This window comes from Streptomyces sp. NPDC001530 (genome assembly GCF_042894545.1).
Lineage (GTDB): Bacteria > Actinomycetota > Actinomycetes > Streptomycetales > Streptomycetaceae > Streptomyces.
In genome coordinates this window covers 1-25699 of record NZ_JBIAVS010000051.1, presented here as the reverse complement: position 1 = coordinate 25699, position 25699 = coordinate 1, and the positions used below count along the sequence as shown (strand labels likewise).

22 protein-coding genes are annotated in these 25699 nt (G+C 70.8%); 17 read left to right on the top strand and 5 right to left on the bottom strand.

Translation table 11 applies throughout. The annotated features are described in order from the left end of the window. From ACFY0T_RS48990 to ACFY0T_RS48980, 3 genes are all read right to left on the bottom strand, one after another. A partial coding sequence (locus tag ACFY0T_RS48990; protein WP_388885388.1) for a beta-ketoacyl synthase N-terminal-like domain-containing protein occupies nucleotides 1-4890 on the bottom strand: 4890 nt, incomplete at its 3' end. Between the two features lie 13 nt (nucleotides 4891-4903). Further along, the gene (locus tag ACFY0T_RS48985; protein ID WP_388885385.1) at nucleotides 4904-6340 is read right to left on the bottom strand and encodes an FAD-dependent oxidoreductase; all 1437 of its coding nucleotides are present in this window, start codon (nucleotides 6338-6340) and stop codon (nucleotides 4904-4906) included. Continuing rightward, a complete protein-coding gene (locus ACFY0T_RS48980; RefSeq protein ID WP_388885382.1) occupies nucleotides 6337-6786 on the bottom strand; it encodes an SRPBCC family protein in 450 nt (149 codons plus the stop codon). The genes ACFY0T_RS48985 and ACFY0T_RS48980 overlap by 4 nt, the downstream gene beginning before the upstream one ends. Before the next feature lie 381 nt (nucleotides 6787-7167). Here ACFY0T_RS48980 and ACFY0T_RS48975 point away from each other — a divergent pair, with 381 nt between their 5' ends. From ACFY0T_RS48975 to ACFY0T_RS48955, 5 genes are all read left to right on the top strand, one after another. Continuing rightward, complete coding sequence (locus ACFY0T_RS48975; RefSeq protein WP_388885379.1) at nucleotides 7168-8016, top strand: mycofactocin-coupled SDR family oxidoreductase; 849 nt, start codon at nucleotides 7168-7170, stop codon at nucleotides 8014-8016. A 149-nt stretch (nucleotides 8017-8165) separates the two neighbouring features. After that, the gene (locus ACFY0T_RS48970) at nucleotides 8166-8582 is read left to right on the top strand and encodes an SRPBCC family protein (protein WP_388885378.1); all 417 of its coding nucleotides are present in this window, start codon (nucleotides 8166-8168) and stop codon (nucleotides 8580-8582) included. A 171-nt stretch (nucleotides 8583-8753) separates the two neighbouring features. Then, a complete protein-coding gene (locus ACFY0T_RS48965; RefSeq protein ID WP_388885375.1) occupies nucleotides 8754-10196 on the top strand; it encodes an MFS transporter in 1443 nt (480 codons plus the stop codon). A 97-nt stretch (nucleotides 10197-10293) separates the two neighbouring features. Beyond that, complete coding sequence (locus ACFY0T_RS48960) at nucleotides 10294-11313, top strand: fatty acid desaturase family protein (protein WP_388885372.1); 1020 nt, start codon at nucleotides 10294-10296, stop codon at nucleotides 11311-11313. Between the two features lie 201 nt (nucleotides 11314-11514). Next, the gene (locus ACFY0T_RS48955) at nucleotides 11515-12285 is read left to right on the top strand and encodes an SDR family NAD(P)-dependent oxidoreductase (RefSeq protein WP_388885370.1); all 771 of its coding nucleotides are present in this window, start codon (nucleotides 11515-11517) and stop codon (nucleotides 12283-12285) included. Nucleotides 12286-12353: 68 nt separating this feature from the next. On the opposite strand, the gene ACFY0T_RS48950 is transcribed toward ACFY0T_RS48955, so the two are convergent. Both ACFY0T_RS48950 and mftR read right to left on the bottom strand, forming a co-directional pair. Beyond that, the gene (locus ACFY0T_RS48950; RefSeq protein ID WP_388885367.1) at nucleotides 12354-12770 is read right to left on the bottom strand and encodes a hypothetical protein; all 417 of its coding nucleotides are present in this window, start codon (nucleotides 12768-12770) and stop codon (nucleotides 12354-12356) included. Between the two features lie 16 nt (nucleotides 12771-12786). Then, on the bottom strand, nucleotides 12787-13422 hold the full coding sequence (gene mftR, locus ACFY0T_RS48945; RefSeq protein ID WP_388885364.1) for a mycofactocin system transcriptional regulator: 636 nt from the start codon (nucleotides 13420-13422) through the stop codon (nucleotides 12787-12789). A gap of 119 nt (nucleotides 13423-13541) precedes the next feature. Here mftR and mftA point away from each other — a divergent pair, with 119 nt between their 5' ends. Genes mftA through mftE form a run of 12 tightly spaced genes read left to right on the top strand, consistent with a single transcriptional unit; the run spans nucleotide 13542 to nucleotide 25440 of the window. Further along, nucleotides 13542-13670, top strand: a complete 129-nt coding sequence (gene mftA / locus ACFY0T_RS48940; protein WP_388885361.1) for a mycofactocin precursor MftA — start codon at nucleotides 13542-13544, stop codon at nucleotides 13668-13670. Nucleotides 13671-13675: 5 nt separating this feature from the next. Further along, the gene (gene mftB / locus ACFY0T_RS48935) at nucleotides 13676-13987 is read left to right on the top strand and encodes a mycofactocin biosynthesis chaperone MftB (protein ID WP_388885358.1); all 312 of its coding nucleotides are present in this window, start codon (nucleotides 13676-13678) and stop codon (nucleotides 13985-13987) included. Further along, nucleotides 13984-15177 carry a mycofactocin radical SAM maturase gene (gene mftC, locus ACFY0T_RS48930; protein WP_388885355.1) on the top strand — a complete coding sequence of 398 codons (1194 nt, stop codon included), beginning with the start codon at nucleotides 13984-13986 and terminating at the stop codon, nucleotides 15175-15177. Before mftB ends, mftC begins: the two co-directional genes overlap by 4 nt. A gap of 42 nt (nucleotides 15178-15219) precedes the next feature. Next, entirely contained in the window at nucleotides 15220-17235 is a 2016-nt protein-coding gene (locus tag ACFY0T_RS48925; protein ID WP_388885353.1) for a mycofactocin system FadH/OYE family oxidoreductase 1, read from the top strand. Further along, nucleotides 17232-19199, top strand: a complete 1968-nt coding sequence (locus ACFY0T_RS48920) for a mycofactocin system FadH/OYE family oxidoreductase 2 (RefSeq protein WP_388885350.1) — start codon at nucleotides 17232-17234, stop codon at nucleotides 19197-19199. Before ACFY0T_RS48925 ends, ACFY0T_RS48920 begins: the two co-directional genes overlap by 4 nt. Further along, on the top strand, nucleotides 19196-20128 hold the full coding sequence (locus tag ACFY0T_RS48915; RefSeq protein WP_388885347.1) for a mycofactocin-associated electron transfer flavoprotein alpha subunit: 933 nt from the start codon (nucleotides 19196-19198) through the stop codon (nucleotides 20126-20128). The genes ACFY0T_RS48920 and ACFY0T_RS48915 overlap by 4 nt, the downstream gene beginning before the upstream one ends. Then, entirely contained in the window at nucleotides 20121-21431 is a 1311-nt protein-coding gene (locus ACFY0T_RS48910) for an FAD-dependent oxidoreductase (protein ID WP_388885344.1), read from the top strand. Before ACFY0T_RS48915 ends, ACFY0T_RS48910 begins: the two co-directional genes overlap by 8 nt. Then, nucleotides 21428-21724 (top strand): ferredoxin family protein, encoded by a 297-nt coding sequence (locus ACFY0T_RS48905; protein WP_388885342.1) that lies wholly within the window; start codon nucleotides 21428-21430, stop codon nucleotides 21722-21724. The genes ACFY0T_RS48910 and ACFY0T_RS48905 overlap by 4 nt, the downstream gene beginning before the upstream one ends. 5 nt (nucleotides 21725-21729) lie before the next feature. Next, entirely contained in the window at nucleotides 21730-22566 is an 837-nt protein-coding gene (locus ACFY0T_RS48900; RefSeq protein WP_388885340.1) for a mycofactocin-associated electron transfer flavoprotein beta subunit, read from the top strand. Continuing rightward, nucleotides 22563-23351 carry a mycofactocin-coupled SDR family oxidoreductase gene (locus tag ACFY0T_RS48895; RefSeq protein ID WP_388885337.1) on the top strand — a complete coding sequence of 263 codons (789 nt, stop codon included), beginning with the start codon at nucleotides 22563-22565 and terminating at the stop codon, nucleotides 23349-23351. The genes ACFY0T_RS48900 and ACFY0T_RS48895 overlap by 4 nt, the downstream gene beginning before the upstream one ends. Then, nucleotides 23348-24751 (top strand): mycofactocin biosynthesis glycosyltransferase MftF, encoded by a 1404-nt coding sequence (mftF, locus tag ACFY0T_RS48890; protein WP_388885335.1) that lies wholly within the window; start codon nucleotides 23348-23350, stop codon nucleotides 24749-24751. The genes ACFY0T_RS48895 and mftF overlap by 4 nt, the downstream gene beginning before the upstream one ends. Beyond that, the gene (mftE, locus tag ACFY0T_RS48885) at nucleotides 24748-25440 is read left to right on the top strand and encodes a mycofactocin biosynthesis peptidyl-dipeptidase MftE (protein WP_388885332.1); all 693 of its coding nucleotides are present in this window, start codon (nucleotides 24748-24750) and stop codon (nucleotides 25438-25440) included. Before mftF ends, mftE begins: the two co-directional genes overlap by 4 nt. The last annotated feature ends 259 nt before the right edge of the window (nucleotides 25441-25699 follow it).

Sequence of the window (25699 nt, the reverse complement as noted above, 5' to 3'; positions counted from 1 at the left end):
TTCCAGCGCGAACAGACCCGCCTGCGTGAACACCGTCTGACTCAGCAGACCGGCATCCTCACCCCACACCACATCCCGCAACGACCGGTCCAGATACCGATCCAACTCCACGGTCACCGCATCGAAAGCCTCGGCGAACACCGGGAACACGGCATACAACTCCCGCCCCATCCCCAACCGCTGAGCCCCCTGACCCGTGAACAAGAACGCAGTCAGACCACGGCTTGCCTCGCCGCTGACGACACCGGGCGCGCTACGCCCCTCGGCCAGCGCCGCCAGACCCGCGACCAGCTCCTCGCGGCCACCGGCGACCACCACACCGCGGTGCTCGAACCTCGCACGCCCCGCGGAGAGTGAGAAGGCCACGTCCGCCGGCCGCAGCTCAGGCCGATCCTCCACGTGGGACAGCAGCCGCTCGGCCTGGGCCCGCAGCGCGTCGGCGCTCTTGCCCGACACCACCCACGGCACCGGCAAGGCAGGCGCATCCGAGGTGTGCGGGGTCTCGGCTTCGGTGCGCGGAGTCTCGGCTTCGGTGCGCGGTGCTTCCTCGACGATCACGTGCGCGTTGGTGCCGCTGAAGCCGAAGGCAGATACGCCCGCCCGGCGAGCGGTCCCATGGGCAGGCCATTCCTGCGCCTCGGTGAGGAGTTGGACGTTTCCGGCCGTCCAGTCGACTTCCGGGGTCGGCTCGTCGACGTGCAGGGTCTTGGGCAGCACCCCGTGCCGCATCGCCTCGACCATCTTGATCACACCGGCCACACCCGCCGCCGCCTGCGTATGACCGATGTTCGACTTCAACGACCCCAACCACAACGGCCGCTCCCCCGGCCGATCCTGCCCATACGTCGCCAACAACGCCTGCGCCTCGATCGGATCACCCAGCGTCGTCCCCGTACCGTGCGCCTCCACCACATCCACATCCGCCGCCGACACACCCGCATTCGCCAACGCCTGACGAATCACCCGCCGCTGCGACGGACCATTCGGCGCCGTCAGCCCATTCGACGCACCGTCCTGATTCACCGCACTGCCCCGCACCACCGCCAGCACCGGGTGACCATTCCTCCGCGCATCCGACAGCCGCTCCAGCAGCAGCACGCCCACGCCCTCACCCCAACCCGTGCCGTCCGTCGACGCCGCGAAGGACTTGCAACGACCGTCCGGAGCGAGGCCCTGTTCCTGACTGAAGCTGATGAAGGAACCGGGCGTGGCCATCACGGTGACGCCACCTACCAGCGCCAGGGAGCACTCCCCCGACCGCAGGGACTGCCCGGCCAGATGCAGCGCCACGAGCGAGGAGGAGCACGCGGTGTCCACGCTGACCGCGGGGCCTTCGAGACCGAGGACGTACGACACCCTGCCCGAGACGACACTCGCGATGGCGCCCGTTCCCATGACCGGGGAGTAGTCGTCGTAGATGACCCCTGCGAAGACGCCGGTCGGGCTGCCCTTGAGTGAATGCGGGTCGATACCCGCCCGCTCCAGCGCCTCCCACACGGTCTCCAGGAGCAGCCGCTGCTGCGGGTCGGTCTCCCGTGCCTCACGCGGGCTCATGCGGAAGAAGTCCGGATCGAACTCCGCCGCGTCGTACAGGAAGCCACCCTGACGGGTGTAGCTCCTGCCCGGCTTTCCGGGCTCCGGGTCGTAGAGCGAGTCGACATCCCAGCCTCGGTCGGTGGGGAATCCCGACACCGCGTCGGCGCCATCGGCCACCAGTCGCCAGAGGTCCTCCGGGGAGGTCACGCCGCCCGGGTAGCGGCAGGCCATCCCCACGATGGCGAGCGGCTCGTCGTGCCTCGCCGTGGCCGCCACCAGCTCGCGCGACCCGTCGGCCGCACCGGACATCTCTGCCGCGAGGTACTCCGCGAGCGCCTCCGGAGTCGGATAGTCGAAGATCAGCGTCGCCGGCAGTCGAACCCCGATGGCAGCACTCAGCTGGGTACGGAACTCCATGGCGGTCAGCGAGTCGAAGCCCAGCTCCTGGAACTGGTGCTCCGGCTCGATCGCCTCCGCCGAGGCATGCCCCAGCACCAACGCGGCCATTTCGCGCACCAGCCGCAGCAAGGCGCGGTCCCGCTCCGCGTCGGTCAGCCCGGCCAGTTGCTCCGTCAGCGCGTCAGCCGCGGCGGACCTGGCCGCGTCAACTGCGGGCACCTTGAACGAGGTCGAACCGAGGTCGCCGAGCACTGAGGTCGTATCGATCCAGTAGCGCCGGCGCTGGAAGGCGTACGTCGGCAGGTCGACGCGCTGCGCTCCACTCCCGGCGAAGAAGGCCGACCAGTCCACCACCGTACCGGCGACATGCAGCCGGCCCAAGGCGGAGACCAGGGCCTCGGGCTCCGAGCGGTCCCTGCGCAACGCCGGAACCAACACCGCGCCCTCAGCGGTCTCTTCCGCCATACCGGTCAGCACGCCGTCCGGGCCCAGCTCCACGAACCGCGAGACACCCTCGGCCACCAGCGAGCGAATACCGTCCGCGAACCGCACGGCCTCACGGACATGCCGCACCCAGTACTCGGGCGAACCCAGCTCCTGCGCCGGCTCACCGGTGACGTTCGAAACCACCGGAATCGACGCCTCGCCGTACGTCAACTCCTCCGCCACCGCACGGAATTCGGCAAGCATCGGCTCCATCAGCGAAGAGTGAAAGGCGTGCGAGACCGCCAAGCGCTTGGTCTTGCGGCCCTGTCCGGCCAGCTGCTCCGACACCTGCGATACGGCGTCTTCGGCACCCGAAATCACCACCGACGTCGGCCCGTTGACCGCGGCGATGTCCACGCCCTCGACCAACAGCGGACGCACCTCGTCCTCACCGGCCTGGACCGCGACCATCGCACCACCGGAGGGAAGTGCCTGCATCAACCGGCCACGCGCCGCCACCAACCGCGCCGCATCCCCCAGCGACAACACACCCGCGACATGCGCCGCGGCGAGCTCGCCGATCGAATGCCCGGCCAGGAAGTCGGGCCGCACACCCCACGACTCCACCAACCGGAACAACGCCACTTCCAGCGCGAACAGACCCGCCTGCGTGAACTCGGTCCGGTCGAGAAGCCCCCGCTCCTCACCCCACACCACATCCCGCAACGACCGGTCCAGATACCGATCCAACTCCACGGTCACCGCATCAAAGGCCTCGGCGAACACCGGGAACACGGCATACAACTCCCGCCCCATCCCCAACCGCTGAGCCCCCTGACCCGTGAACAAGAACGCGGTCAGCCCTTTCAACCGGCCGGTGCCCCGCACGACACCGGGCGCACTGCGCCCCTCGGCCAGCGCCGCCAGACCCGCGACCAGCTCCTCCCGGCCGTCGCCGACCACCACACCCCGGTGCTCAAGGTTCGCGCGCCCCGTGAACAGCGAGAGGGCCACATCCACCGGCCGCAGCTCAGGCCGGTCCTCCACGTAGGACAGCAGCCGCTCGGCCTGGGCCCGCAGCGCATCGGCGCTCTTGCCCGACACCACCCACGGCACCGGCAAGGCAGGCGCGTCGGAAGTGCGCGCGGGCTCGACCTCGGTGGGCGGGACTTCTTCCACGATGACGTGTGCGTTGGTGCCGCTCAGGCCGAAGGAGGACACACCCGCCCGCCGCGGCCGACCCGCCTCCACGGGCCACTCCCGCGCCTCGGTCAGCAGCCGAACATTGCCCTCCGACCAGTCCACCTGCGGCGTCGGCTCATCCACATGCAGCGTCCTGGGCAGCACACCGTGCCGCATCGCCTCCACCATCTTGATCACACCGGCCACACCCGCCGCCGCCTGCGTATGACCGATGTTCGACTTCAACGACCCCAACCACAACGGCCGCTCCCCCGGCCGATCCTGCCCATACGTCGCCAACAACGCCTGCGCCTCGATCGGATCACCCAGCGTCGTCCCCGTACCGTGCGCCTCCACCACATCCACATCCGCCGCCGACACACCCGCATTCGCCAACGCCTGACGAATCACCCGCCGCTGCGACGGACCATTCGGCGCCGAGAAACCATTGCTCGCACCGTCCTGGTTGACGGAGGAACCCCGCACCACGGCGAGGACCGGATGACCGTTGCGGCGGGCGTCCGACAGCCGCTCCAGGAGCAGCACGCCGACGCCCTCGGAGCAGCCCGTGCCGTCCGTCGACGCCGCGAAGGACTTGCAGCGACCGTCCGGTGCCAGGCCCCGCTGCGTACTGAAGTAGACGAACATCTCCGGGGAGGACATCACCGTCACTCCGCCGGCCAGCGCCATCGAGCACTCCCCCGACCGCAGCGACTGCGCGGCCAGGTGCAGAGCCACCAAGGACGACGAGCACGCCGTGTCCACCGTGAGCGCGGGGCCCTGCAGCCCCAGCGTGTACGCGACCCGGCCGGACACCAGGCTGCCGCCGCTGGTGGCGCCGGCTTCGACGCCGAGCCCGTAGTCGTGGTACATCAGCCCGGCGAACACACCGGTCCTGCTGCCCTTCAGCGACGCCGGGTCGATGCCCGCCCGCTCGAACGCCTCCCATGTGGACTCCAGCAGCAGCCGCTGCTGCGGATCCATGAGCAACGCCTCGTTCGGGCTGATCCCGAACAGGGCGGAGTCGAACTCGCCCGCGTCGTGGAGGAAGCCGCCTTCACGGGCGTACGACTTTCCGGGCTGCCCGGGTTCGGGGTCGTACAGGCCGTCGATGTCCCAGCCGCGGTCGGCCGGGAATCCGGATATCGCGTCGGTTCCCTCGTCGACGAGCCTCCACAGATCCTCCGGAGAGGACACACCGCCCGGATACCGGCAGCTCATCGCCACGATCGCGATGGGTTCGTCGCTCGGCTGCGCACGCTCGGCCTCGGCAAGCCGCCTACGGGCGTCCCGCAGATCAGCGGTTGCTCGCCTCAGGTATCCGAGAAGCCTCTCCTCGTTGCCCACGGACAGCGATCTCCTAACTCAAGTCACTCGGGGTGGCGTGCAGCTGTTCCGGACGCGAGGCGCTTGCCTCGTCGGTGCCGAGCCGGTCGCCGAATTCGGGGAACTGGGCGATGGCTTCCTCGGCGGTGAGCGGGGCCCGCTGCGGCCCGCGGAGCACGGACATGATCATCGGCAGCGTCATCATCTTGCTCGGCGGGCTGGTCAGCGTCGCCACCTCGAAGGCGGGACCGGCCACTTCGGGCGTCACCGCGGCCGTCCTGGACCACCTGGCGACCATGGCGCGCTGCATCCGGCCGCCGCGCAGCTTGAGGTTGGTCTTGATGTCCGGGAACCAGCGGTCGCTGCTGATGGCCGTCCGCCAGGGACCGACCGCGGCCTTGGCCACATCGGCCTGGACCTTGCGGGACAGGCCGGGCTTGAGCCCGTGGGTCTTGAGCCGGGTGCGCAGGGCGAGTGCCCCGAAGGCGGCGAGCGTCATGCCCGTCGCGTAGTTGGGGCTGAGGACGGTGGCGGAGTCGCCGATGGCGACGAAGCCCTCCGGGACCGGGAGCCGTTCGTAGCGTCGCCTGCGGTTGGCCAGGCCTCGGGCGGCTCGGATCTCCCGGACGGGGCGTGCCGTCTCGATGAGCCGGGCGACCATCGGGTGGCGGACGCCTCGGGCGAAGTCGAGGAATCCGTCCTCGCTGCTGGGCGGTTGGCCGCCACGGGTGCCGATCAGCGGGACGATCCAGCGGTCGCCCTCCAGCGGGAGCAGTCCCGCGCCGCCGCCGGGCCGCCCCTCCTGGGGCTTGGCCTGGATGAGCATGGCGGGTACGCCGCCTCGGGCCCACTCGGGTGCTTCGTAGATGCGGCTCGCGTAGGCGAGTCCGGCGTCGAGGAACTCCTCCTGGACCTGCGGCACTCCGATGGCGGTGAGCCAGTCGGGGGCCTTGGAGCGGCTGCCGGTGGCATCCACGACGAAGTCGGCGTCGATGGTCCGCTCGTCCTCCTCGCCCTGCTGGACACGGACTCCGGTGACCAGGCCGGGGTTTCCGACCAGGCCGACCACCTTGGTCGACTGCAGCACGGTGATGGTGTCGTCGCGCAGCGCCTGCTGCCGCACCGTGTAGTCGATGAGGCCCCGGCTGCAGCTGATCAGGTAGGCCTTGTGGTCGAAGCGCCGGTACCAGCCCTCGGCGGAGAGCGTCAGGATGTTCTGGGACATCTTGAGGCGGTGCGCGCCGGCGGCGTACAGCAGATCGACGGTGCCGGGAAGCAGTTGGTCCACGGCTTCCGCTCCGCCGCCCATGAACATGTGCGACTGGTGCGCCTGCGGTATCCCGCGGCGGGTTCCGGGAGCGTCGGGATATTGGTCGTACTCGACGATGGTGACCCGGTCCACATGGCGGGAGAGCGCCACCGCGGAGAGCATCCCCGCCAGTCCGCCTCCCAGTACGACTGCGTGGCTCATCGCGTGGTCTCCCCTTCCATGGCACGCCGACCCGCTTCCTTTTCCAGTGCGGCGAAGGTGAGTTGCACGTCGGTGCGGTAGCGCTTGGCGTAGAGCCGGAACACCGGGCCGAAGGCGCCGTGGATCTCGGATCGGCGGCTGACCGTCACGCGCCCGTCGCCGGCCGGCCGATACTCGTTGATGATGAGCATCTTGCCGAAAGGCATGGGGGATTGCGTCGTGAAAGACCGCTCATTCTCGACCGCTATGAGTGTGAAGTGACTGGCCCCTCCGGAAACGATTCGGTTGATGGTCCAGCCGGTTGCACCGACTTCGAAGGGACCCTCGAATCCGCAACTCAGGAAATGAGGATCCCACGTGGCCCAGGAAGCCACGTCGGTCATCGTCTGCCAGACCGATGACACATCGCCGTTGATGGTTGCCGACTCGCTCAATACGTAGACCATGCGAAATCCTCTGGGCTGCATCGTTGAATGGGAGCCGGGCCCCATTCAAATCCAGAGCGTGACGCTCTCGCCAGAGCATCGACCCCCTAAGAGTGGGTCGCGAACCCCTAAGAGAGTGCTGGGGATCCTGGCAAACGGCGGCGAACGCCGGGGCGGCGCAACGGGCCGCGCCGGCCTGCCCCTAATCACGGCGTGCGGGCGTGATTAGGGGTGACGGATTAACACCGCGCCCGGAGGGCGGGCGGTAGAAAGAGCGGCGAATCGTCCGCGCTGAACACGATCGCAGATCCGGCCGGCCATGCCTCTCAGTACGAGACCGGGCTGAGAGCGGCCGCCCGCTACGAAGACTCTTCAGCTCACCAACACCACCGGGAGGGCCATATGGGCCGCGTGGAAGGAAAAGTCGCCGTCATCACGGGTGCGGCACGCGGGCAGGGGCGCAGCCACGCCGTTCGCCTCGCCGAGGAGGGCGCCGACATCATAGCGATCGACATCTGCGAGGACATTGATGTCGTCGAATATCCGATGGGCACCGAAGAGGAGTTGCAGGAGACCGCTCGTCTGGTGGAGAAGGCCGGCCGCCGGGTGGTGACGAAGAAGGTCGACACCCGTGACCGGGCGGCTCTGAAGGCCGCCATCGACGAAGGGGTGGCCGAACTGGGCCGCCTCGACGTGGTGGTGGCGAACGCCGGTATCGCGACGATCGGCGGCGACCGCCCGCTGCACTCGTTCTCCGACACCATCGACGTCAACCTGGTGGGGAGCCTCAACACGGTCCACACCGCGCTGCCGCATCTGACGGAGGGCGCGTCGATCATCCTGATCGGTTCGGCGGCGTCGTTCCTGGCCGAGCACGGCGACGGCGAGCACATGGGCCCCGGCGGCATGGCCTACCCGTTCTCCAAGCAGATCCTCGGCCAGTACGTGAACTGGTTCGCGCCGCTGTTGGCGCCTTCGGGCCGGCGGATCAATCTGGTGCACCCGACCAACGTGAACACCCCGATGCTCCAGAACGAGCGGATGTACCGGACGTTCCGTCCCGACCTGGAGAACCCGACCCAGGAGGACGCCGAGCAGGTGTTCCCGAAGTTCCTGGCGCTGCCCGCCCCTTACGTGGAGCCGATCGACGTGTCCCACGCCATCGCCTACTTGGCCTCCGACGAGTCCAGGTTCGTGACGGGCACTCAGCTGCGGGTCGACGCGGGTACGGCGGTCAAGCACGGCAAGTGAATCGCGTCCGCATCACTGCGGGTGCCGCCAGGTTCGGCGGCACCCGCAGTGTGCGTAGTACGGCCTTGTCGGGCAAGGGGGTTGCGCCTCTTCTCGCTTTACATGTACGTTCGTCTAGGACGTAAGTACGTACAGATCTGGGGATCATCATGTGGCAGCACGAGCACAGCACCGACGTCGACGTGGCACCGGCCGCGGTCTGGGCCCAGTACGCGAACATCGACACGTGGCCCACCTGGAACATCGGCATGCTGAAGGTGGAGCTCGCGGGCCCCTTCAGCACCGGGACCGCCGGGCAGGTGACCTCCCAGGGACAGCCGCCCGCGCCGTTCACGCTCAGCGACGTGACCGCGGGTGAGGGCTTCACCATCGACGTTCAGCTCACCGACGAGCTCGTCTCCCGCTCCGACTGCCGCGTCAGGGCGCTGCCGGGCGGCGGCTCCCGCGTCACGCACTCCGTCGAGTTCAGTGGAGCCGGCAGTGAGCAGATGGGCGCGGCGCACGGTGAGGCCCTCGCCGCCAACATCGCCGCCGGTGTCCAGGCGCTGGTCAAGGCCGCTCAGTAACCCACCGAAAGCCAGGGCTCTCGGCAATCCCGCCGAAAGCCCTTGATGTACCCAGGGCGCCAGTCATCCCCCGTGCGGTGCCGGGTACACCCGGAGCCCCGCCGGTCGCACCGGCGGGGCTCCGGTCTTCCGCACTGACCTCAACTCCCATCCCAACGGACGGAATCCGTTATGAACAAGCGCGTCGTCGCGGTGACGGTGCTGATCTTCGCCATGTTCATGGACTTGGTCGACTCGACCATCGTGAACACGGCTCTCCCCGCGATCCAAAAGAGTCTCGACACCTCAGCGGCCCAGCTGGAATGGACCATCGGCGGCTACATGCTCGCCTTCGCCGCCACCCTCGTGACCGGCGGCCGACTGGGCGACATCTTCGGCCGCCAGCGGGTATTCATCATCGGCATCGCCGGGTTCACCCTGGCCTCGCTGCTTGCCTCGGCCGCGAACAGCGGCGAGATGCTCGTCCTCGCCCGCGTCGTCCAGGGCTCGTTCGCCGGCATCATGGTGCCGCAGGTCCTCTCCACCGTGCAGGTGCTGTTCAAGCCGCAGGAACGAGGGCCGATCTACGGCATCATCGGCGTCGTCACGGCGCTCGGATCGGTCGCGGGTCTGCTGCTCGGCGGCTGGCTCATCACGGCGGACCTCTTCGGCTCGGACTGGCGCTCCATCTTTCTCGTCAACCTGCCGGTCGGCGCGGCCCTGATCGCCGCTGCCGTGATCGCTGTCCCGAACACCCGGTCCGAACACCCGCTCAAGCTCGACCTGCTGGGTGTCGTACTCGCCACCGGCACGGTCTTCCTGGTGACGTTCGCGCTGTTCGACGGACGGCACGAGGACTGGGCCTGGTGGATCTGGACCATGCTCGCCGTATCGCCCGTCACGGGCGGTCTGTTCGTCCTGCACCAGAAGCGGAAGCTCGCCCGCGACGGTTCGCCGCTGCTGCCCATGCCGCTGTTCTCCAACCACGGCTTCCGCTCGGGCATCCTCGTCCAGGTCATCGCCTGGATCGCCAACGGCAGCTACATGCTGATCGTCGGCTACTACCTGCAGACCGCCCTCGGCTTCTCCGCCCTGGCCGCCGGCCTGACGCTGACCGCCGGAACGGTGGGCGCGATGGTCGCCACCCCCGCGCTCACCCCGCTCAACAAGTTCGGCCGCAACCTGATCCTCATCGGCGGCATCGCCCAGGCGGCCTGCTTCGTCTGGGTCAGGTACGAGATCGTCACCGAGGGCGCCGGACTGAGCGGCTGGGACCTGGCGCTCCCCCTCGGCCTGGCGGGCGTCGGCATGGTCTTCATGTTCCCGCCGCTGCACGACATCACGCTGGCCACCGTGCCGACCAAGGACGCGGGCGCCGCTTCCGGCACGTTCAGCACCTTCCACCAGATCGGCTTCGTCCTGGGCATCGCCATCGTCGGTGTCGTCTTCTTCGGCATCGCCGGCGAGGATCCCACGGCCGCCACGCTCAAGGACGCGGTCGAGACGGGCCTGTGGATCACCGTGGGCGCCTTCGTCCTGGCCGGGCTCTGCAGCCTGCTGATGCCCCGGCCCGTGAGCGCCCCGGTCGCCGCCGACGAGGCCGTGAACATGCCGCTCGACGCCGTCCGCGACTGACGGGCACTCCGCCGCGAGACTCCGAGTAAGGGGGACCGAAACAGTGACCACGCACCTATCGCCCAGCACGGCGCAGTCCGGAGCGCGGACCGAGTCCGTGACCGAAACCGGGACCGAAACAGGCAGCGATTACTCCCGGTTGGCCCGGCAGATCGCCGGCGCCGGCCTGCTCGAGCGCCGACCGCTCTACTACGCGGCCAGGTTCTCCGTGGTCGGCGGCTCGTTCTGCGCCGCCTGGGTGGCGTTCTTCTTGCTCGGAGACACGTGGCTGCAGCTCCTCGTGGCCACCGTACTCGCTGTCCTGTCCGGTCAGATCGCCCTGCTCGGCCACGATCTGGCACACCGTCAGGTGTGTCGCACGCGGCGCCGCAGCGAGGCCATCGGCCGGGTCGTGGCCAATCTGGGCATCGGCATGAGCTACGGCTGGTGGATGGACAAGCACACCCGCCATCACGCCAACCCCAACAACGAAGACCTCGACCCCGATATCCAGCCCAACGTGCTCGTGTGGAGCCAGGACCAGGCCAGGGCGAGTTCGGGCATCACCCGCTTCGTGGGAGGCAGGCAGGCGTACTTCTACTTCCCGCTGCTCACGCTGGAGGGCCTCAATCTTCACGCCTCCGCGGTGACCGCGGTCGTCAAGCCCGGCCTCAGGCGACGCGGGCTCGAAGCCGGTCTGCTGGCCGGGCACTTCGCCTGCTACCTGACCGCGTTGTTCCTCGTGCTCTCGCCCGGGAAAGCGGTGGTCTTCCTGCTCGCGCACACCTGCCTGTGGGGCGTCTACATGGGGTTGATCTTCGCTCCGAACCACAAGGGGATGCCCACCTGCACCGGCGACGAGATGCCGGACTTCCTCCGGCGCCAGGTGCTCACCTCCCGCAACGTCCGGGGCAACTGGCTGATCGACACCGCGCTGGGCGGCCTCAACTACCAGATAGAACACCACCTCTTCCCCAGCATGCCGACCGCACATCTCCGCCGCGCCCGCCCCATCGTGCGCACGTACTGCGCCCAACTCGGGATCAGTTACCACGAGACGGGTCTGGTGCGGTCGTACGCCGAAGCACTCCGGGAAATGCACCGCGTCGGCGCCCCGATCCGTACCGCGGACGCCTGACCCGGGTCTGCTCGGCAGCCTCCGCGGTCACCCTTCAGCCCGGCCGGAACCCTGGGTACCTCCCTGACGAAGTAGGGGCTCACTAGGGGTGTCCGGCCGGGCTGAGCGCTGAAAGCGTTGAGGAATTCCCCGGAATGGCCCGGCCATTCCCTCTCAAGAAATCTCCGCGCATCCGCGGGATCTACGAACGAGGAGCACGACGTGGCGGATCTGACCGGCAAGACGGCGCTGGTGACAGGGGCCTCGCGCGGCATCGGGCGCGCCATCGCCGAAAGGCTGGGCAGCGACGGTGCCCGGGTGATCGTCCACTACGGGCGCCAGGAGACCGCCGCGAAGGAGACGGTGGCGGCCATCGAGGCCAAGGACGGCCAGGCGATCGCGGTCCGGGCGGAGTTCGGTACGGACGAAGCCCTCGACACCCTGTTCACGGGGCTTGAGGCGGCGCTCGCGGGCAAGCCCCTCGACATCCTGGTCAACAACGCGGGCATCGCCACCGGGATGGAGGGCTCCATCGACCTGGTCACCGAGGAGACGTTCGACCGGGTCTTCGCCGTCAACGTGCGGGCACCGCTGTTCGTGAGCAAGCGAGCCCTGCCCCTGATGCGTGACGGGGGACGGATCATCAACGTCTCCTCCCCCTCGTCCCGGATCGCCAACCCGGACCTGGCGTACTCGATGACCAAGGGCGCCGTCGATGTGCTGAGCCGCTCTCTCGCCTACCTGGTCGGCTCCCGGGGCATCACGGTGAACTCGGTGGCGGCCGGTATCACCGAGACCGACATCACGGCCTGGCTGCGCGACAACGAGCCGGTCCGGGCGGCCCTTTCCTCCCTGACGACGCTCGGGCGGATCGGGCAGCCGGAAGACATCGCCGATGCCGTCGCCTTCCTCGCCTCCGACGACGGTCGCTGGGTCACCGGCCACGTCCTCGACGCGACGGGAGGTTTCTTCCTCGGCCCGTCCATGGGCTGAGAAAGCGAACCGAAGATAGATCCGAAGAAGAGATCCGGAAAATGGGCTGAGGGAACGACACGCTCGCTCTACGATCCGGGCCCGCCGCGGCGCACCAGGCCGCGGGCGCCCGGATCGTCGGTCTTCGGCCGCACGGCGGTGAGCCGCTCGGTCCTCAGCAAACCCGCGGCCGTCAATTGGCGGCACCAAGCGGTCATCGCGACACGGACCTTCTCCGGCTCGGTTCCCCAGACATCGGCCAGCGTGTTCACGGCGGATTCGACGTGTCCGCCGTTCTGTCGCAAGGCGATCCACATGGCGGCGCCCACCGGGCTGCAGCGATAGCGCTCGGCGCGTCCGGGCGCGTACACATCCAGTCGGCCGTCCACCAGCACCGCGCAGGTCACTCCGTCCACGGCACACACCCGCATGCGTTCCTCCTCGCCGAATTCCTGCACTTGTTTGAGCATGGCCTCGGCAGAAGCGGAATTCCATGGGGCCACCACCCGATGCACGGTGCAGCTAGCACCACCCCGGGTTGTCGGCCATGTGGAATCCGCGGGCCAATTGCCGCAAGGCGGAGTCGAGTACGGCACACAGGTCGCTTTCCGGCCGCTCCAGCCAATGCTCGTGTGCGGCCAGGGCCACACCGAGTACGGCGTGCGCAAGCGAGCGGGGCAGCAGGGAATCCGCCTCCGGGCCGAGGCGACCGGCCGCGAACTCGGCGATCACCGCGCGCCATTCGGCATAGCGCAGCGTGGAATACGCCTGGAGCACCGGCACTCCCATGATCAGCTCCAGCCGCCGGCGGTGCCGCGCCTCCTCGCCGGGCTCCACCCGGTTGCAGGCGACGACCACCGTGCGGATGGCGTCCATCAGGGCCTGGTCACCGGGGCGGTCGAGGAATTCCCTCCGCATGCGGTGCAGTTGCTCGTCGAAGGCACCCCACACGACGTCGTTCTTGGAGTCGAAGTACCGGAAGAACGTCCGCCGGGCGATTCCCGCCCGACGTGCTATGTCATCGACCGACGTCTCCTCGAATCCGTTGGCCTGAAACAACTCGAAGGCTACTTCTTCCAGTTCCTCGCGGCTCGTGGCCGGGCGTCTCCCGGGTCGATTACTCGAATCCGTACCCCTATTTTTCAGTTGTGGGGTCATAGGGGTCATCACCTCTTCCATTCCTGCACCGGGTGACACTACTGTCGACGGCACGGTTTCCGCGAGATTCCGCACAACGACCTATTTTCACATGCCATTTGGTCGAGGAGGAGAAACTCATGAACTCACCCGAGCGATCCGACGAAACGAAGCCGGAGCCGGCCACGACCGCCGAGGAACCCGCGCTGCTGGAGTCCGATCTGCTGGTCGAAGAAGTATCGATCGACGGCATGTGCGGCGTCTACTAGCCGCCATGGCAGCCGACCTGGATCCCTCCCGCCCCTATCGTCTGCAGGCGAGTGTCGCGCTGCGCCCGGAGCCCTTCGGCGCACTGGCCTACGACTTCCGCACCCGGCGGCTGTCGTTCCTGAAGACACCCGCCCTGGTGCGAGTGGTCCGGGAACTGGCGGACCAGCCCGATGCCCACAGCGCTCTCGTCTCCGCCGGCGTGCCCGCCGATCAGCACACCCGCTATCTCACCGCACTGGCCGGACTGCTGGCCACGGGGACGATCGAGCCCCGCGAGACGACCCCCCACGAGACGACCGATGAGGACGCGTCATGAAACTCGTCGACCACTTCGAGCACGGCCTTGACGCACCGATCTGCCTGACGTGGGAGCTCACCTACGCGTGCAACCTCTCCTGCGTGCACTGTCTGTCCGCGTCCGGACGCCGTGACCCCCGCGAGCTGACGACCGCCCAGTGCAAGACGGTGATCGACGAGCTCCAGCGGCTGCAGGTGTTCTACGTCAACATCGGAGGCGGCGAGCCCACCGTACGCCCCGACTTTTGGGAGCTCCTCGACTACGCGATCGCCCACCAGGTGGGAGTGAAGTTCTCGACCAACGGCGTACGGATCACACCGGAGCGGGCCCGTCGGCTCGCCGGGACGGACTACGTCGACATACAGCTCTCCCTCGACGGAGCCAGTGCGGCCGTCAACGACGCGGTGCGCGGCCCGGGTTCGTACGACACGGCGGTGCGGGCGATGCGGAATCTGCGCGACGCCGGATTCCGGGACTTCAAGATCAGCGTGGTGATGACCCGTCACAATGTGCCGCAACTCGACGACTTCGCGGCCATGGCGCAGGAGTACGGAGCCCAGCTGAGGATCACCCGGCTGCGCCCGGCAGGGCGCGGCGCGGACGTCTGGCACGACCTGCGTCCCACCGTGCGGCAGCAGAGCGTCCTGTACGAGTGGCTGCTGGCCCACGGCGAGAAGGTGCTCACGGGAGACTCCTTCTTCCATCTCAACGCCCTGGGCTCGACCCCCCTGCCCGGGTTGAACCTCTGCGGAGCGGGCCGCGTGGTCTGCCTCATCGATCCGGTCGGCGACGTCTACGCCTGCCCGTTCGCCATCCACTCCGAGTTCCTGGCCGGGAACGTGCTCGACGAGGGCGGCTTCACCTCGGTGTGGCGCGACTCCGCACTCTTCACGCGCCTGCGCAATCCGCAGACGGGCGGCGCCTGCGCCTCCTGCTCGGCCTTCGACTCCTGCCGGGGCGGCTGCCCCGCTGCCAAGTTCTTCACCGGGCTGCCCTTGGACGGCCCCGATCCGGAATGCGTACGGGGCAACGGCGCGAGTGCCCTGAGCACGGTCGGCGCGGCCGACCGGCCCCGGCCGGACAAGGACCACTCGCATCGCCGCCGTCCCCTGCCGGTGACCATCGGCCGGCGACCGCCCGAGCCCTCCCCGGTTCCCGACCGGGCATGTGACACCAGTCCGCTGGCGGGCTTCCCTCCGCACGGCTGAAACGGAACCGATCCGCCCATGACTCCGCCCCCGCACAGGGACATGACCTCCTCCACGCAGAAACAACAGGGACCCCATCCGACCGACCCGGTCGAACTGGCCGGCCGCAGCGCGCCGAGCCGTGTGATGTTCGGCCCTCACGAGACGAACCTCGGCTCGGGCCGGGCACTCTCGGACCGTCATGTCGCGTACTACGCACGGCGCGCGGCCGGAGGCGCGGGCATCGTCGTCACCGAGACCGCGAGTGTGCACGGCTCCGACTGGCCCTACGAACGTGCCCCCATGGCGGCCGACTCCGGGCCCGGCTGGGCGGCCGTCGCCCGTGCCTGCCGACCGCACGGCTCCCTGGTCGTGGCAGCGCTCGGGCACAGCGGGTCGCAGGGCTCGTCCGCCTATTCCCAGCAGCCGCTGTGGGCGCCCTCGCGCGTGGCCGACGTGGCGAGCCGCGAAATGCCCATGGAGATGGAGCAGCCGGAGATCGATCAGGTGGTCCGGGGGTTCGGGGTGGCGGCCGCCCTGGCCGTCGAGTGCGGCACCGACGGCGTGGAGATCAACGCCGGACAGCACTCCTTGCTGCGGCAGTTCCTGTCCGGGCTGACCAATCTGCGCGAGGACGCCTACGGAACCGACCGGACCGCACTGCTGCGGGAGGTACTGACCTCCGTGCGGCGGCAGATCGGCGCCGACCGGGTGCTCGGACTACGACTGAGCTGCGACGAGTTGGCGCCGTGGGCCGGTATCCGCCCCGAGGAGGCCGCGCTGATCGCCCGGGGCGTCGCGTCCGACGTGGACTACCTCGTCGTGGTGCGGGGCTCGGCGATGGGCACCTCGGCGACCCGGCCCGACGCGCACGCCGATCCGGGCTTCAACTCCGAGCTGTGCCGCGCCGTACGGTCCGCGGTCGACGGCGGCTGCGCGGTGGTGCTTCAGGGGTCCGTGGTCGACACCGGCCAGGCCGAGTGGGCGCTGGCCGACGGTGTCGCCGATCTGGTGGAGATGACACGGGCGCAGATCGCGGATCCCGAACTGGTGCGCAAGTTGTCCGAGGGCCGGGCCGACCGCATCCGCCCCTGCGTCCTCGCGAACCAGCGGTGCCAGGTCCGGGACAGCCGCAATCCGGTCGTCAGCTGTACCGGTGAACCACGCAGCGGGCACGAGCGCGAGGACCCGCCGGTCGAGGGCACGACGCGGGCCTCGCGCGAGGTCCTGGTGGTGGGTGGGGGGCCCGCGGGCCTCGAGACGGCGCGGGTCCTCGCACTGCGCGGCACCCGGGTGCGCCTGGTCGAGCGTGCCGACCGGCTCGGCGGGATGTTGACGACCGCCGCTCGGGTGCCGGGGCACGAGCGGCTGGGCAGGCTCGCCGACTGGCTGGGCTCGGAGGTGCGGAGGCTGGGCGTCGACATCACGCTCGGCACCGAGGTCAGCGCGGCGGAGCTGGAGCGGGCGGCCGCCGAGGGAGGACTCGTCCTGGCCACGGGGTCCGTCCCCGGCCCGCGCGACTACACGGTGCACGGCGGCGCCGTCGTCGTCGACGCCGTCGACGTGCTGCGCTCCGCCGGCCGGGGCGCGGCGGACGACACGCTGCCGGTCGGTCCGGTGGCGGTGTACGACACGGTGGGCGACGCCGTCGGGACCGGTGTCGCGGAGTTGCTGGCGGCGGCCGGGCGCACCACCACGATCATCACCCGGGACCAGGTCGTGGGCACCCAGCTGGCGATCACCGGGGACCTGGCGCCCGCCAACACCCGCCTCCGGCAGGCCGGCGTCATCCAGGCCAGACGCAGTGTGCTGCGTGAGGCGGGTCCGGGCCACCTGGTGATCAGCGACGCGATCACCGGCGTACGCGGGCGGGTGGAGTGTGCCGCCCTGGTGCACTGCGGGCATCGCCTCCCCGATCCGGTGCCCGCGCCGCGGGGTGCCGTCGTCGCCGGGGACCGGGTGGCGCCGAGGACCGTGTACGAGGCATTGCTCGAGGGGCGGCGGGCCGCGCTGACGCTGTGCGACGCGCCCGTCCATGAGCTTGACGCGCCCGTCCATGAGCTTCAGGAGGCACGGTGAGCGGTGCTCGGGCACGTCTGCGCCATCTGCTGAGTCCGCTGCGGATCGGGCCGCTGACGGTCGCGAACCGCGTGGTGTTCTCGGCGCACTTGACCAACTACGCCGAGGACGGGCTTCCGACCGAGCAACACGCGGCCTACTACGCCGCCAGGGCGGCCGGGGGCGCCGGGCTGATCATCACGGAGGAGCATTCGACGCACCCGACGGACTGGCCGTACGAGAAACTGATCCACGGCTTCCGGCCCTCGGTCGTGCCCCACTACCGGAGGATCACCGAGGCGGTGCACGCCCACGGCGTCCCCATTCTCGCCCAGCTCAACCACAACGGAGGCCAGGCTTCGGGCCTGTACTCGCGGCTTCCGGTATGGGCGCCGTCGCCGGTGCCCGACCCCCTGTTCCGCGAAGTGCCCAAGGCCGTCGACGCCGACGAGATCGCCGAGATCGTCGCCGGGTACGCCACCGTGGCCGGTCACTGCGCCGAAGGGGGCTTCGACGGCGTGGAGTTGCAGTGCTCCCACTCCTCGATCGTCCGCGGTTTCCTCTCCCCGGCCACGAACAGGCGCACGGACGAGTACGGCGGTTCACTGCCGAACAGGGCCCGGCTGCTGATGGAGATCATCCGGGCCGTGCGGGCGGCCCTCGGGCCGGACCGTGCGCTGGGCGTCCGGTTGTGCGGCGACGAACTGATCGAGGGCGGCACCACCATCGACGAGGCGGTCGACGTCGCGCGCATGGTCGAGGCGACCGGCGAGGTCGACTACATCAACACGTCGATCGGGGTGGCCACGTCCACGCTCTACATGATCGAGGCCTCCATGACGGTCCCGGCCGGCTACGCGCTGTTCGTCTCGAACGCGATCCGCCGCGCCGTACGGCTGCCGGTCGTCGGCGTCGGCCGGATCAAGGACCCCGTCCAGGCGGAGCGAGCGCTGGCCGAGGGACACTGCGACCTCGTCGGCGTGGTCCGCGGACAGATCGCCGACCCCGACTTCCTCGGCAAGGCCAGGGCCGGGCGCACCGACGCCATTCGCACCTGTCTGTCCTGCAACCAGGAGTGCGTGGGGCGGATGGGGCTGAACCGGTGGCTCGGCTGCATCGAGAACCCCCGGGCGGGCCGCGAGTCCGTACCGCTGCCCGCCCCACGGGCCAGGCCCAGGCGGGTGCTCGTGGTCGGCGGCGGACCGGGCGGGCTGCAGGCGGCCGCGACGGCGGCGGAGCGCGGACACGACGTGACGCTGTTCGAGCGGGAGGCCGCGACGGGCGGGCAGGTGGCGGTGGCCGCGAGCGTGCCCAGCAGGGCCGAATTCCTGGACGTGACGCGCAATCTGCTCGCCGAGTGCCGACGGCGCGGCGTGCGGATCAGGACCGGCACGGAAGCGACGGCCGCATCCCTGCGCGCCAAGTCACCGGACGCGGTCGTGGTCGCCACCGGTGCCCGTCCCGGTCCGCCGCCCTGGGCCGCCGGACTGTCCCGCGTCGTCGATGTGCGCGATGTGCTCGAAGGCCGGGCCGCTCCCCACGGAGAGGTCGTGGTCATCGACGAACTGGGCTTCCACCAGGCCACCTCCGTGGCCGAGTTGCTGGCCGACCGGGGCTGCCGCGTACACATCCGCACCCCGGCCATGGTGGTCGGCCAGGACCTCGGCGTCACGCTCGACATGGAGACCTTCCTGATGCGTGCGCACGCCAAGAGCATCGGGCTGTCCACGGACCAGGTGGTCCTGTCCGCCTCGGCCCCGGAGTCCGGCGGTGTGGAACTGCAGATCCTGACCCATACGACGGGAGAGACCCGACCGATGCGCGCCGACTGGGTGGTGTGTGCGACCCACCAGGTTCCGGAGGACACCTTGTGGCATGCCCTGAAGGGCGCGCCGTTCGACGTGCGTCGGGTGGGCGACTGCGTCGCACCGCGCCGCGCGCACGCCGCCGTCATCGAGGGCCACCGGATCGGGGCCGCGCTGTGAGCGCCGCGGGGCCGGGGGACGAGCACACCGTCGCGGTCCTCGTCGTACGGGACGGGACGGTGCCCGACGGCGGCGACGAGGCCGTCGCGGAGGCGGGCGGCGCGGCCCTGCTCGTCGGAACCGGAACCGGGCGAGCCGCCGAGCGTCTTGTCGCGGTGGAACGCCTGTGGCTCGCCGAGGACGACCGCGTCACCCCCGGCTCGCTGGCCCGGGCGCTCGCTCCCGTGCTGGCCACGACGCACACCGTGGTGCTGCCGGCCTCGCCGGACGGCCGCGATCTCGCCCCCCGGCTCGCCCTGGCACTGGACCGACCGCTGCTGGCCGGGGCCCTGACCGTGACGCCGACCGGGGCCGACGTACTGCGTCGGCAGGACCGGGCGCTGGTCGAACTGACCGCCGGAGGCCCCTTCGTGGCGACGCTGTTGCCAGGCGTACGGGGTGTGTCGCCGGCGAGGTCCGTGGCACGGCCCATGGAGATCACCCTGCCGCCCGCCGGGCCGGTCCCGGACGCCCGGGTGCTGGAGGTGCTCGACCGGGACCCCGGTGCGGCGGGGCTCGCCGAGGCGCCCCGGGTGATCGGCGCCGGTGCCGGACTCGGCGGTCCGGCGGCGACCGCGCTGCTGACGGAGGTCGGGGCGGCGCTGGGCGCCACCGTCGGCGGGACACGTGCGGTCACCGACGCGGGGTGGCTCGGCCACGACCTTCAGATCGGCACGACCGGCGTGGTGATCGGCCCCGACCTGTACGTCGCGTTCGGGATATCCGGCGCGGCACAGCACACCGGCGGCCTCGGCCGCCCCCGCCATGTGGTGAGCGTCAACACCGACCCGGCCTGTCCGATGACCGCGATGGCCGACCTGGGCATCGTCGCCGACGCACCCGCGGTCGTCACCGAGCTGGCCCGGCGGCTGGGGGTCGGCCGTGGCTGAGCCCCTGTTCGACGTCGTGGTCGTGGGCGCCGGTCCCGCCGGGTCCGCGGCCGCGCTGGAGGTGGCCCGCGCCGGCCGCTCCGTCGCTCTGATCGAACGAGGCCCCTTCCCTGGTGCCAAGAACGTCTACGGCGGGGTGGTCTACGGCCGGATTCTCGACGAGCTCGTGGAGAACTGGTGGGACCGGATGCCCGTCCAGCGGTGGGTGACCCGGCGTTCCACCATGGTGATGACGGCGGATCAGGCCCTGACGGTCGACTTCCGTGCCCAGGAGTGGGGCGGCGCTCCCTACAACGGCGCCACGGTGCACCGCGCCGACCTGGACGCCTGGCTCGCCTCCTTGGCGGTGGAGGCGGGCGCCGTCCTCGTCCCCTCCACGGTCGCCACCGGACTGCTGCGGGCTGCGGACGGCACCGTCACCGGTGTGCGCACCGACCGGCCGGACGGCGATCTCACCGCCTCCGTGGTGATCGCCTGCGACGGTGTGAACTCCTTCCTGGCCAAGGAGGCGGGTCTGTACCCCTCCGGGCCGACGCCCGGGCACACCGCCCTGGGGGTGAAGGAGACACTGGCGCTCCCCCGCGGGGTCATCGACGAACGGTTCGGGGTCAGCGGCCGGGAGGGCCTGGACCTGGAGATCCTCGGGTGTACGCGGGACGTCCCCGGCGGCGGGTTCCTCTACACCCAGCTCGACTCGCTCAGCGTCGGCGTGGTCGTCGGTCTCTACGGGCTCGCCAAGTCCGGCGTCAGACCGGAGGAGTTGCTGGCGGACCTCAAGGCGCATCCGGCGATCGCCCCGCTGGTGCGCGGCGCCGAGGTGAAGGAGTACTCGGCGCACCTGATTCCGGAAGGCGGCTACGACACCATGCCGGAGCTGATCGGTGACGGGATCCTCGTGGCGGGTGACGCCGCCGCGATGTGTCTCGCGGCGGGCCTCTGGCTGGAGGGGGTCAACTTCGCCCTGGGCGCGGGCATGTACGCGGGCCGGGCGACAGTGGCGGCGCTGGCCGCCGGGGACACCTCACGCCGGGGCCTGTCCGATTACCGGCGCCTGCTGGAGAACTCGTTCGTGCTCGCCGACCTCCGCAAGCTGCGCCGGGTGCCCGGCCTCGTGTTCTCGCAGCGGGTCCAGCAGCAGTACCCCGGGCTGGTCTGCGACCTCGTCCAGGGGATGTTCCAGGTGGACAACCCCCGGCCGAAGCCCGGAGTGCTGCGGCTGCTGCGCCGGGGCGCCCGCAAGCACGGCGTGAAGCCACGCCATCTTCTGGCCGACGCGTTGAAGGGATGGAGGTCATTCGGATGACCGCGGACCGGTACGGCCCGGACTTCGAGGACCTGATGTCCACCGTGGAGTTCCGGGTCTCGGAGCAGGCACACATCACGGTCGACACCGAGGTCTGCCGCTCGTGCACCACCCGGGCGTGCCTGCACGCGTGCCCGGCCAAGCTCTTCGTGCCCACCGCCGACGGCGGCATTCTCTTCAACTACGAGCAGTGCTTCGAATGCGGCACCTGCTATCTGGTCTGCGACGCCGACGGAGCGATCACCTGGAGCTACCCCGAGGGCGGCCACGGCGTCGTCTTCCGGACGGGGTGAGCCGGATGCTGATCGTGGCCGCACTGCGCTGGGCCGACGAGCGGGCGAGCGTCCATCCACCGACCGGTGCCCTCGACGCGGGGCCGCTCGCGGGCGGCGCCGATGCCGCGGACAGCTGCGCCCTGGAGCATGCCCTGCTGCTCGCCAAGGCGTACGGCGGCCGCTGCGTCGCGGTGACCGTGGGCCCCGCCGCCGCCGACGAGATGCTGCGCGAGGCGCTGGCCCGCGGGGCGTCGTACGCACTGCGGGTGAGCGGTCCCGACCACGACGACGAGGCGACGGCGCGCAGCCTGGCCGAGGCGCTGACCAGGCGGCTCGGCAGGCCGGACATCGTGGTCTGCGGCGACCGTCCGGCGGACCGCGGCACGGCCTCGACGCCCGCGTTCCTGGCCGCGTTCCTGTCCGCGGCCCAGGCTTGCGGTCTGCTGGAACTGTCGGCGGCCGGAGCCTCGTTGCACGCCGTACGGCGTCTGGACAACGGGCGGCGCGAGCGGCTGGAGGTACCGCTCCCGGCCGTGTGCTCGGTGGAACCCGGCGGCGTCCGGCCACGCCGGGCCTCACTGCCCGCGGAGCTCGCGGCCCGCACCGCCGAGATCGCGTGCACGCGGGTCGAGGGGCCGCCGCCCCGGGTGCGCGCCGGCGCGGTGCGCCCGTACCGTCCTCGGCCGATGGTCTGTCCGCCTCCCGAGGGACACGACCCCCTGGAGCGGGTGCTGGCGATCACCAGCGCGTACCAGGAGCGGATCCCGCCGCGGCTGGTCGTCCCGCCCACCCCCACCGCGGCCGCCGACGAACTGCTCGCGTACCTGCGTGAGCACGCGTATGTGAAGGAGCACGAGTGACGGATCCGAGGGTCGCCCTGGTGACCGGCGCGGCACGGGGCATAGGAGCCGCGGTCGTCGACCATCTCGCGAACGACGGCTGGCGGGTGGTCGCCGTCGACATCTGCGCGGATGTCGCGGGGGCCGGTTACGCGCTGGCGACGAAGGATCAGTTGGCCGCGGTGGCCGACCGCTGGCCCGGCAGGGTCCTGGGCGTGGTGGCCGACGTCCGTGACAGAGACGCCCTGGCCTCGGCGATCGCCTTGGCGGAGGCGGAGTTCGGCGGGCTGGACGCGGCCGTGGCCGCCGCCGCGGTGATGGCGGGCGGGCAGCCGCTGTGGGAGATGCCCGACACCGAGTGGGACGCGCTGTTCGAGACCGGGGTGCGCGGCGTGGCGCATCTGGCGCAGGTCGCCGTGCCCGCCCTGCTGCGCCGATCCCAGCCGCGCTCCGGCCGGTTCGTGGCGCTGGCCTCCGCCGCCGCGCACCGGGGGCTGTGGCACCTGGCCGGCTACAACGCCGCCAAGCACGCCGTCGTGGGACTGGTCCGCGGGCTCGCCACGGACCTGCGGGGCACGGGCGTCACGGCCACGGCGGTGTCGCCCGGTTCGACGCGTACGGACATGCTCGACGCCAGCGCGGACCTGTACGGCCTGCCGGACGTCGAGGAGTTCGCCCGGCACCAGCTCGTCGACCGGCTGCTGGATCCGCGGGAGGTCGCCGCCGCGGTGTGCTGGCTGTGCGGCGAGAACTCCTCCGCGATCACGGGCACGGTCGTGCACGCGGACGGGGGGTTCACGGCATGAGTGAGTCCGTGCTCCGTCTGGAGGCCGACCCCGGAACGCGTCGGCTGGCCGCCGGCCGGGTCCTGCTCGGGGGTTCCCCCTATCGCGTACTGCGGTTGTCTGATGCCGCGGCGCGGCTGGTGGACGGCTGGCTGGACGGTGAGCCGGTGGCGCACTCGGCGGCGCACCGGCGGCTCGCCGCCCGGCTGGTCGGGGCGGGCGTGGCCCATCCCCGCCACACGAACGCCCGCCACCGCGCCGAGGACGTCACGGTCGTGGTGCCGGTCCGCGATCACGCCGCGGCGCTGGGCCGACTGCTGTCGGCGCTGGGGCCGGTCGCCAAGGTCGTCGTGGTGGACGACGGATCCGAAGTCCCGCTCGCCGGAGCCACGGTGCGGCACGACGTGGCCCTGGGTCCGGCTGCCGCCCGCAACTCCGGCTGGCGGACGGTCAGTACGGACCTCGTGGCCTTCCTGGACGCCGATGTCCAGCCGGAACCGGGCTGGCTGGAGCCGCTGCTCGGGCACTTCGAGGACCCGGACGTGGCCGCCGTGGCACCCCGCGTGCGCAGTCGGCCGGGCCCGACGCTGCTGGAGCGTTACGAGCGGACTCGGTCCTCGCTCGACCTCGGGGACACCCCTGCCCCGGTCCGCCCCGGCGGCCGCGTCGGTTACGTACCGTCGGCTGCGCTGGTCGTCCGCGCTTCCGCACTGCGCGAGCACGGCGGATTCGACGAGCGCATGCAATTCGGCGAGGACGTCGACCTCGTGTGGCGGCTGGCCGCCGCGGGCCGGCAAGTCCGCTACGAGCCCGCGGCGGTGGTGCGGCACGACCCCCGCCCGACCTGGCGGGCGTGGGCGCGGCAGCGCTTCGACTACGGCACGTCGGCCGCACCCCTGGCGATCCGGCACGGCAAGGCCGTCGCTCCCGTCAAGGTGTCGGTGTGGAGCGCGGTGTCCTGGGCGGCCCTGGCGGCGGGCAGGCCGGTGACCGGACTCGGGGTCGCCGCTGTCACCGCGTCCCTGCTGCCGCGCAAGTTGGCGCCCGCGGGGGTTCCGGCCTCCGTGTCGCTGGAGTTGGCGCTGCGCGGCCATGCGGGCGCCGGGCGTCTGCTGGCCGACGCGGTCACCCGGTCCTGGTGGCCGGCCGCGGTACCGGTGCTGGCGGCGCGTCGCCGTGGCCGATGGCTGCTGGCGGCGGCGTACGGCTCCTATGTCCGGGAATGGTATGTGCGGCGCCCGCCGGTCGATCCGGGCCGCTGGGTCGCCCTCCGCGTCGCGGACGACATGGCCTATGGCGCGGGGGTGTGGTGGGGCGCGCTGCGGCACCGCACGACCGCCCCGCTCCGCCCCGACCTGGCCGACTGGCCGGGGCGGGACGGTGTGCAGAGCCACGGCACGGGCGAAGGGGCCGCGAGATGAGCACGCCGCGCCGCCTGGACGGCATGGCCTGGCCCGATGTCGGCGACGCCCGGGGCGCCGGTGTGCTGGTGGTACCGGTCGGCTCCACCGAACAGCACGGCCCCCACCTGCCGTTCACCGTGGACACCGAGATCGCCGTTGCCCTCGCCGAGGCGCTCGTCGACCGGCGCGGCGGGACGGTCCTCGCCCCCGCGGTGCCGTACGGATCCAGTGGGGAGCACGCCGGATTCCCCGGCACCCTGTCCATCGGGCAGGCCGCCACGGAGCTGCTGATCGTCGAGCTCGTGCGCTCCGCCGATGTCTTCGACGGTGTCCTGCTGGTCTCCGGGCACGGCGGAAACGCCGTGCCGCTGCGCGCGGCGGTCGCCCGGCTGTGTGCGGAAGGGCGGCGCGTGCGGGCCTGGGCACCGGCCGGAGCCGCCGAGGACAGTCACGCGGGCCGGGTCGAGACGTCCGTCATGCTCGCCCTGCGCCCGGCGGCCGTGAAGACCGCGGCCGCGGCCGCCGGAGACCGCCGACCGCTGCGGGAGATCCTCCCGGAGCTGCGTGCGTCCGGCGTACGCGCGGTCAGCCCCAACGGTGTGCTCGGAGATCCTTCGGGGGCGTCCGCCGCATGGGGAAGGACCGTCCTCTCCCGCTGGACCGACGATCTTCTGGCCGCGTTCGACGATTGGCGGTCACACGACTGAGCCTTTTCCAACCTGCCGATGGTGCCCGCGTGTTGGTGAGCCGAGGCGCGATAGCTGTCACCAAGGCAGGCTTGTTGTCACTTCGCGTCGGAGCCTGGCTGTGCCAGGGGCGCGGTTCCGGCAACGCCGGTGCAGGCCAGTCACCTCGTACCGCACGATGTGTCGGGGTCGGGTGGCCCGGGGGAATCGCACCCCCGGGCTCCCACAGAACGGAGCGTGACAGTCTCCCGTCACTCCGCTCTTGTCATCCTGGTCACCA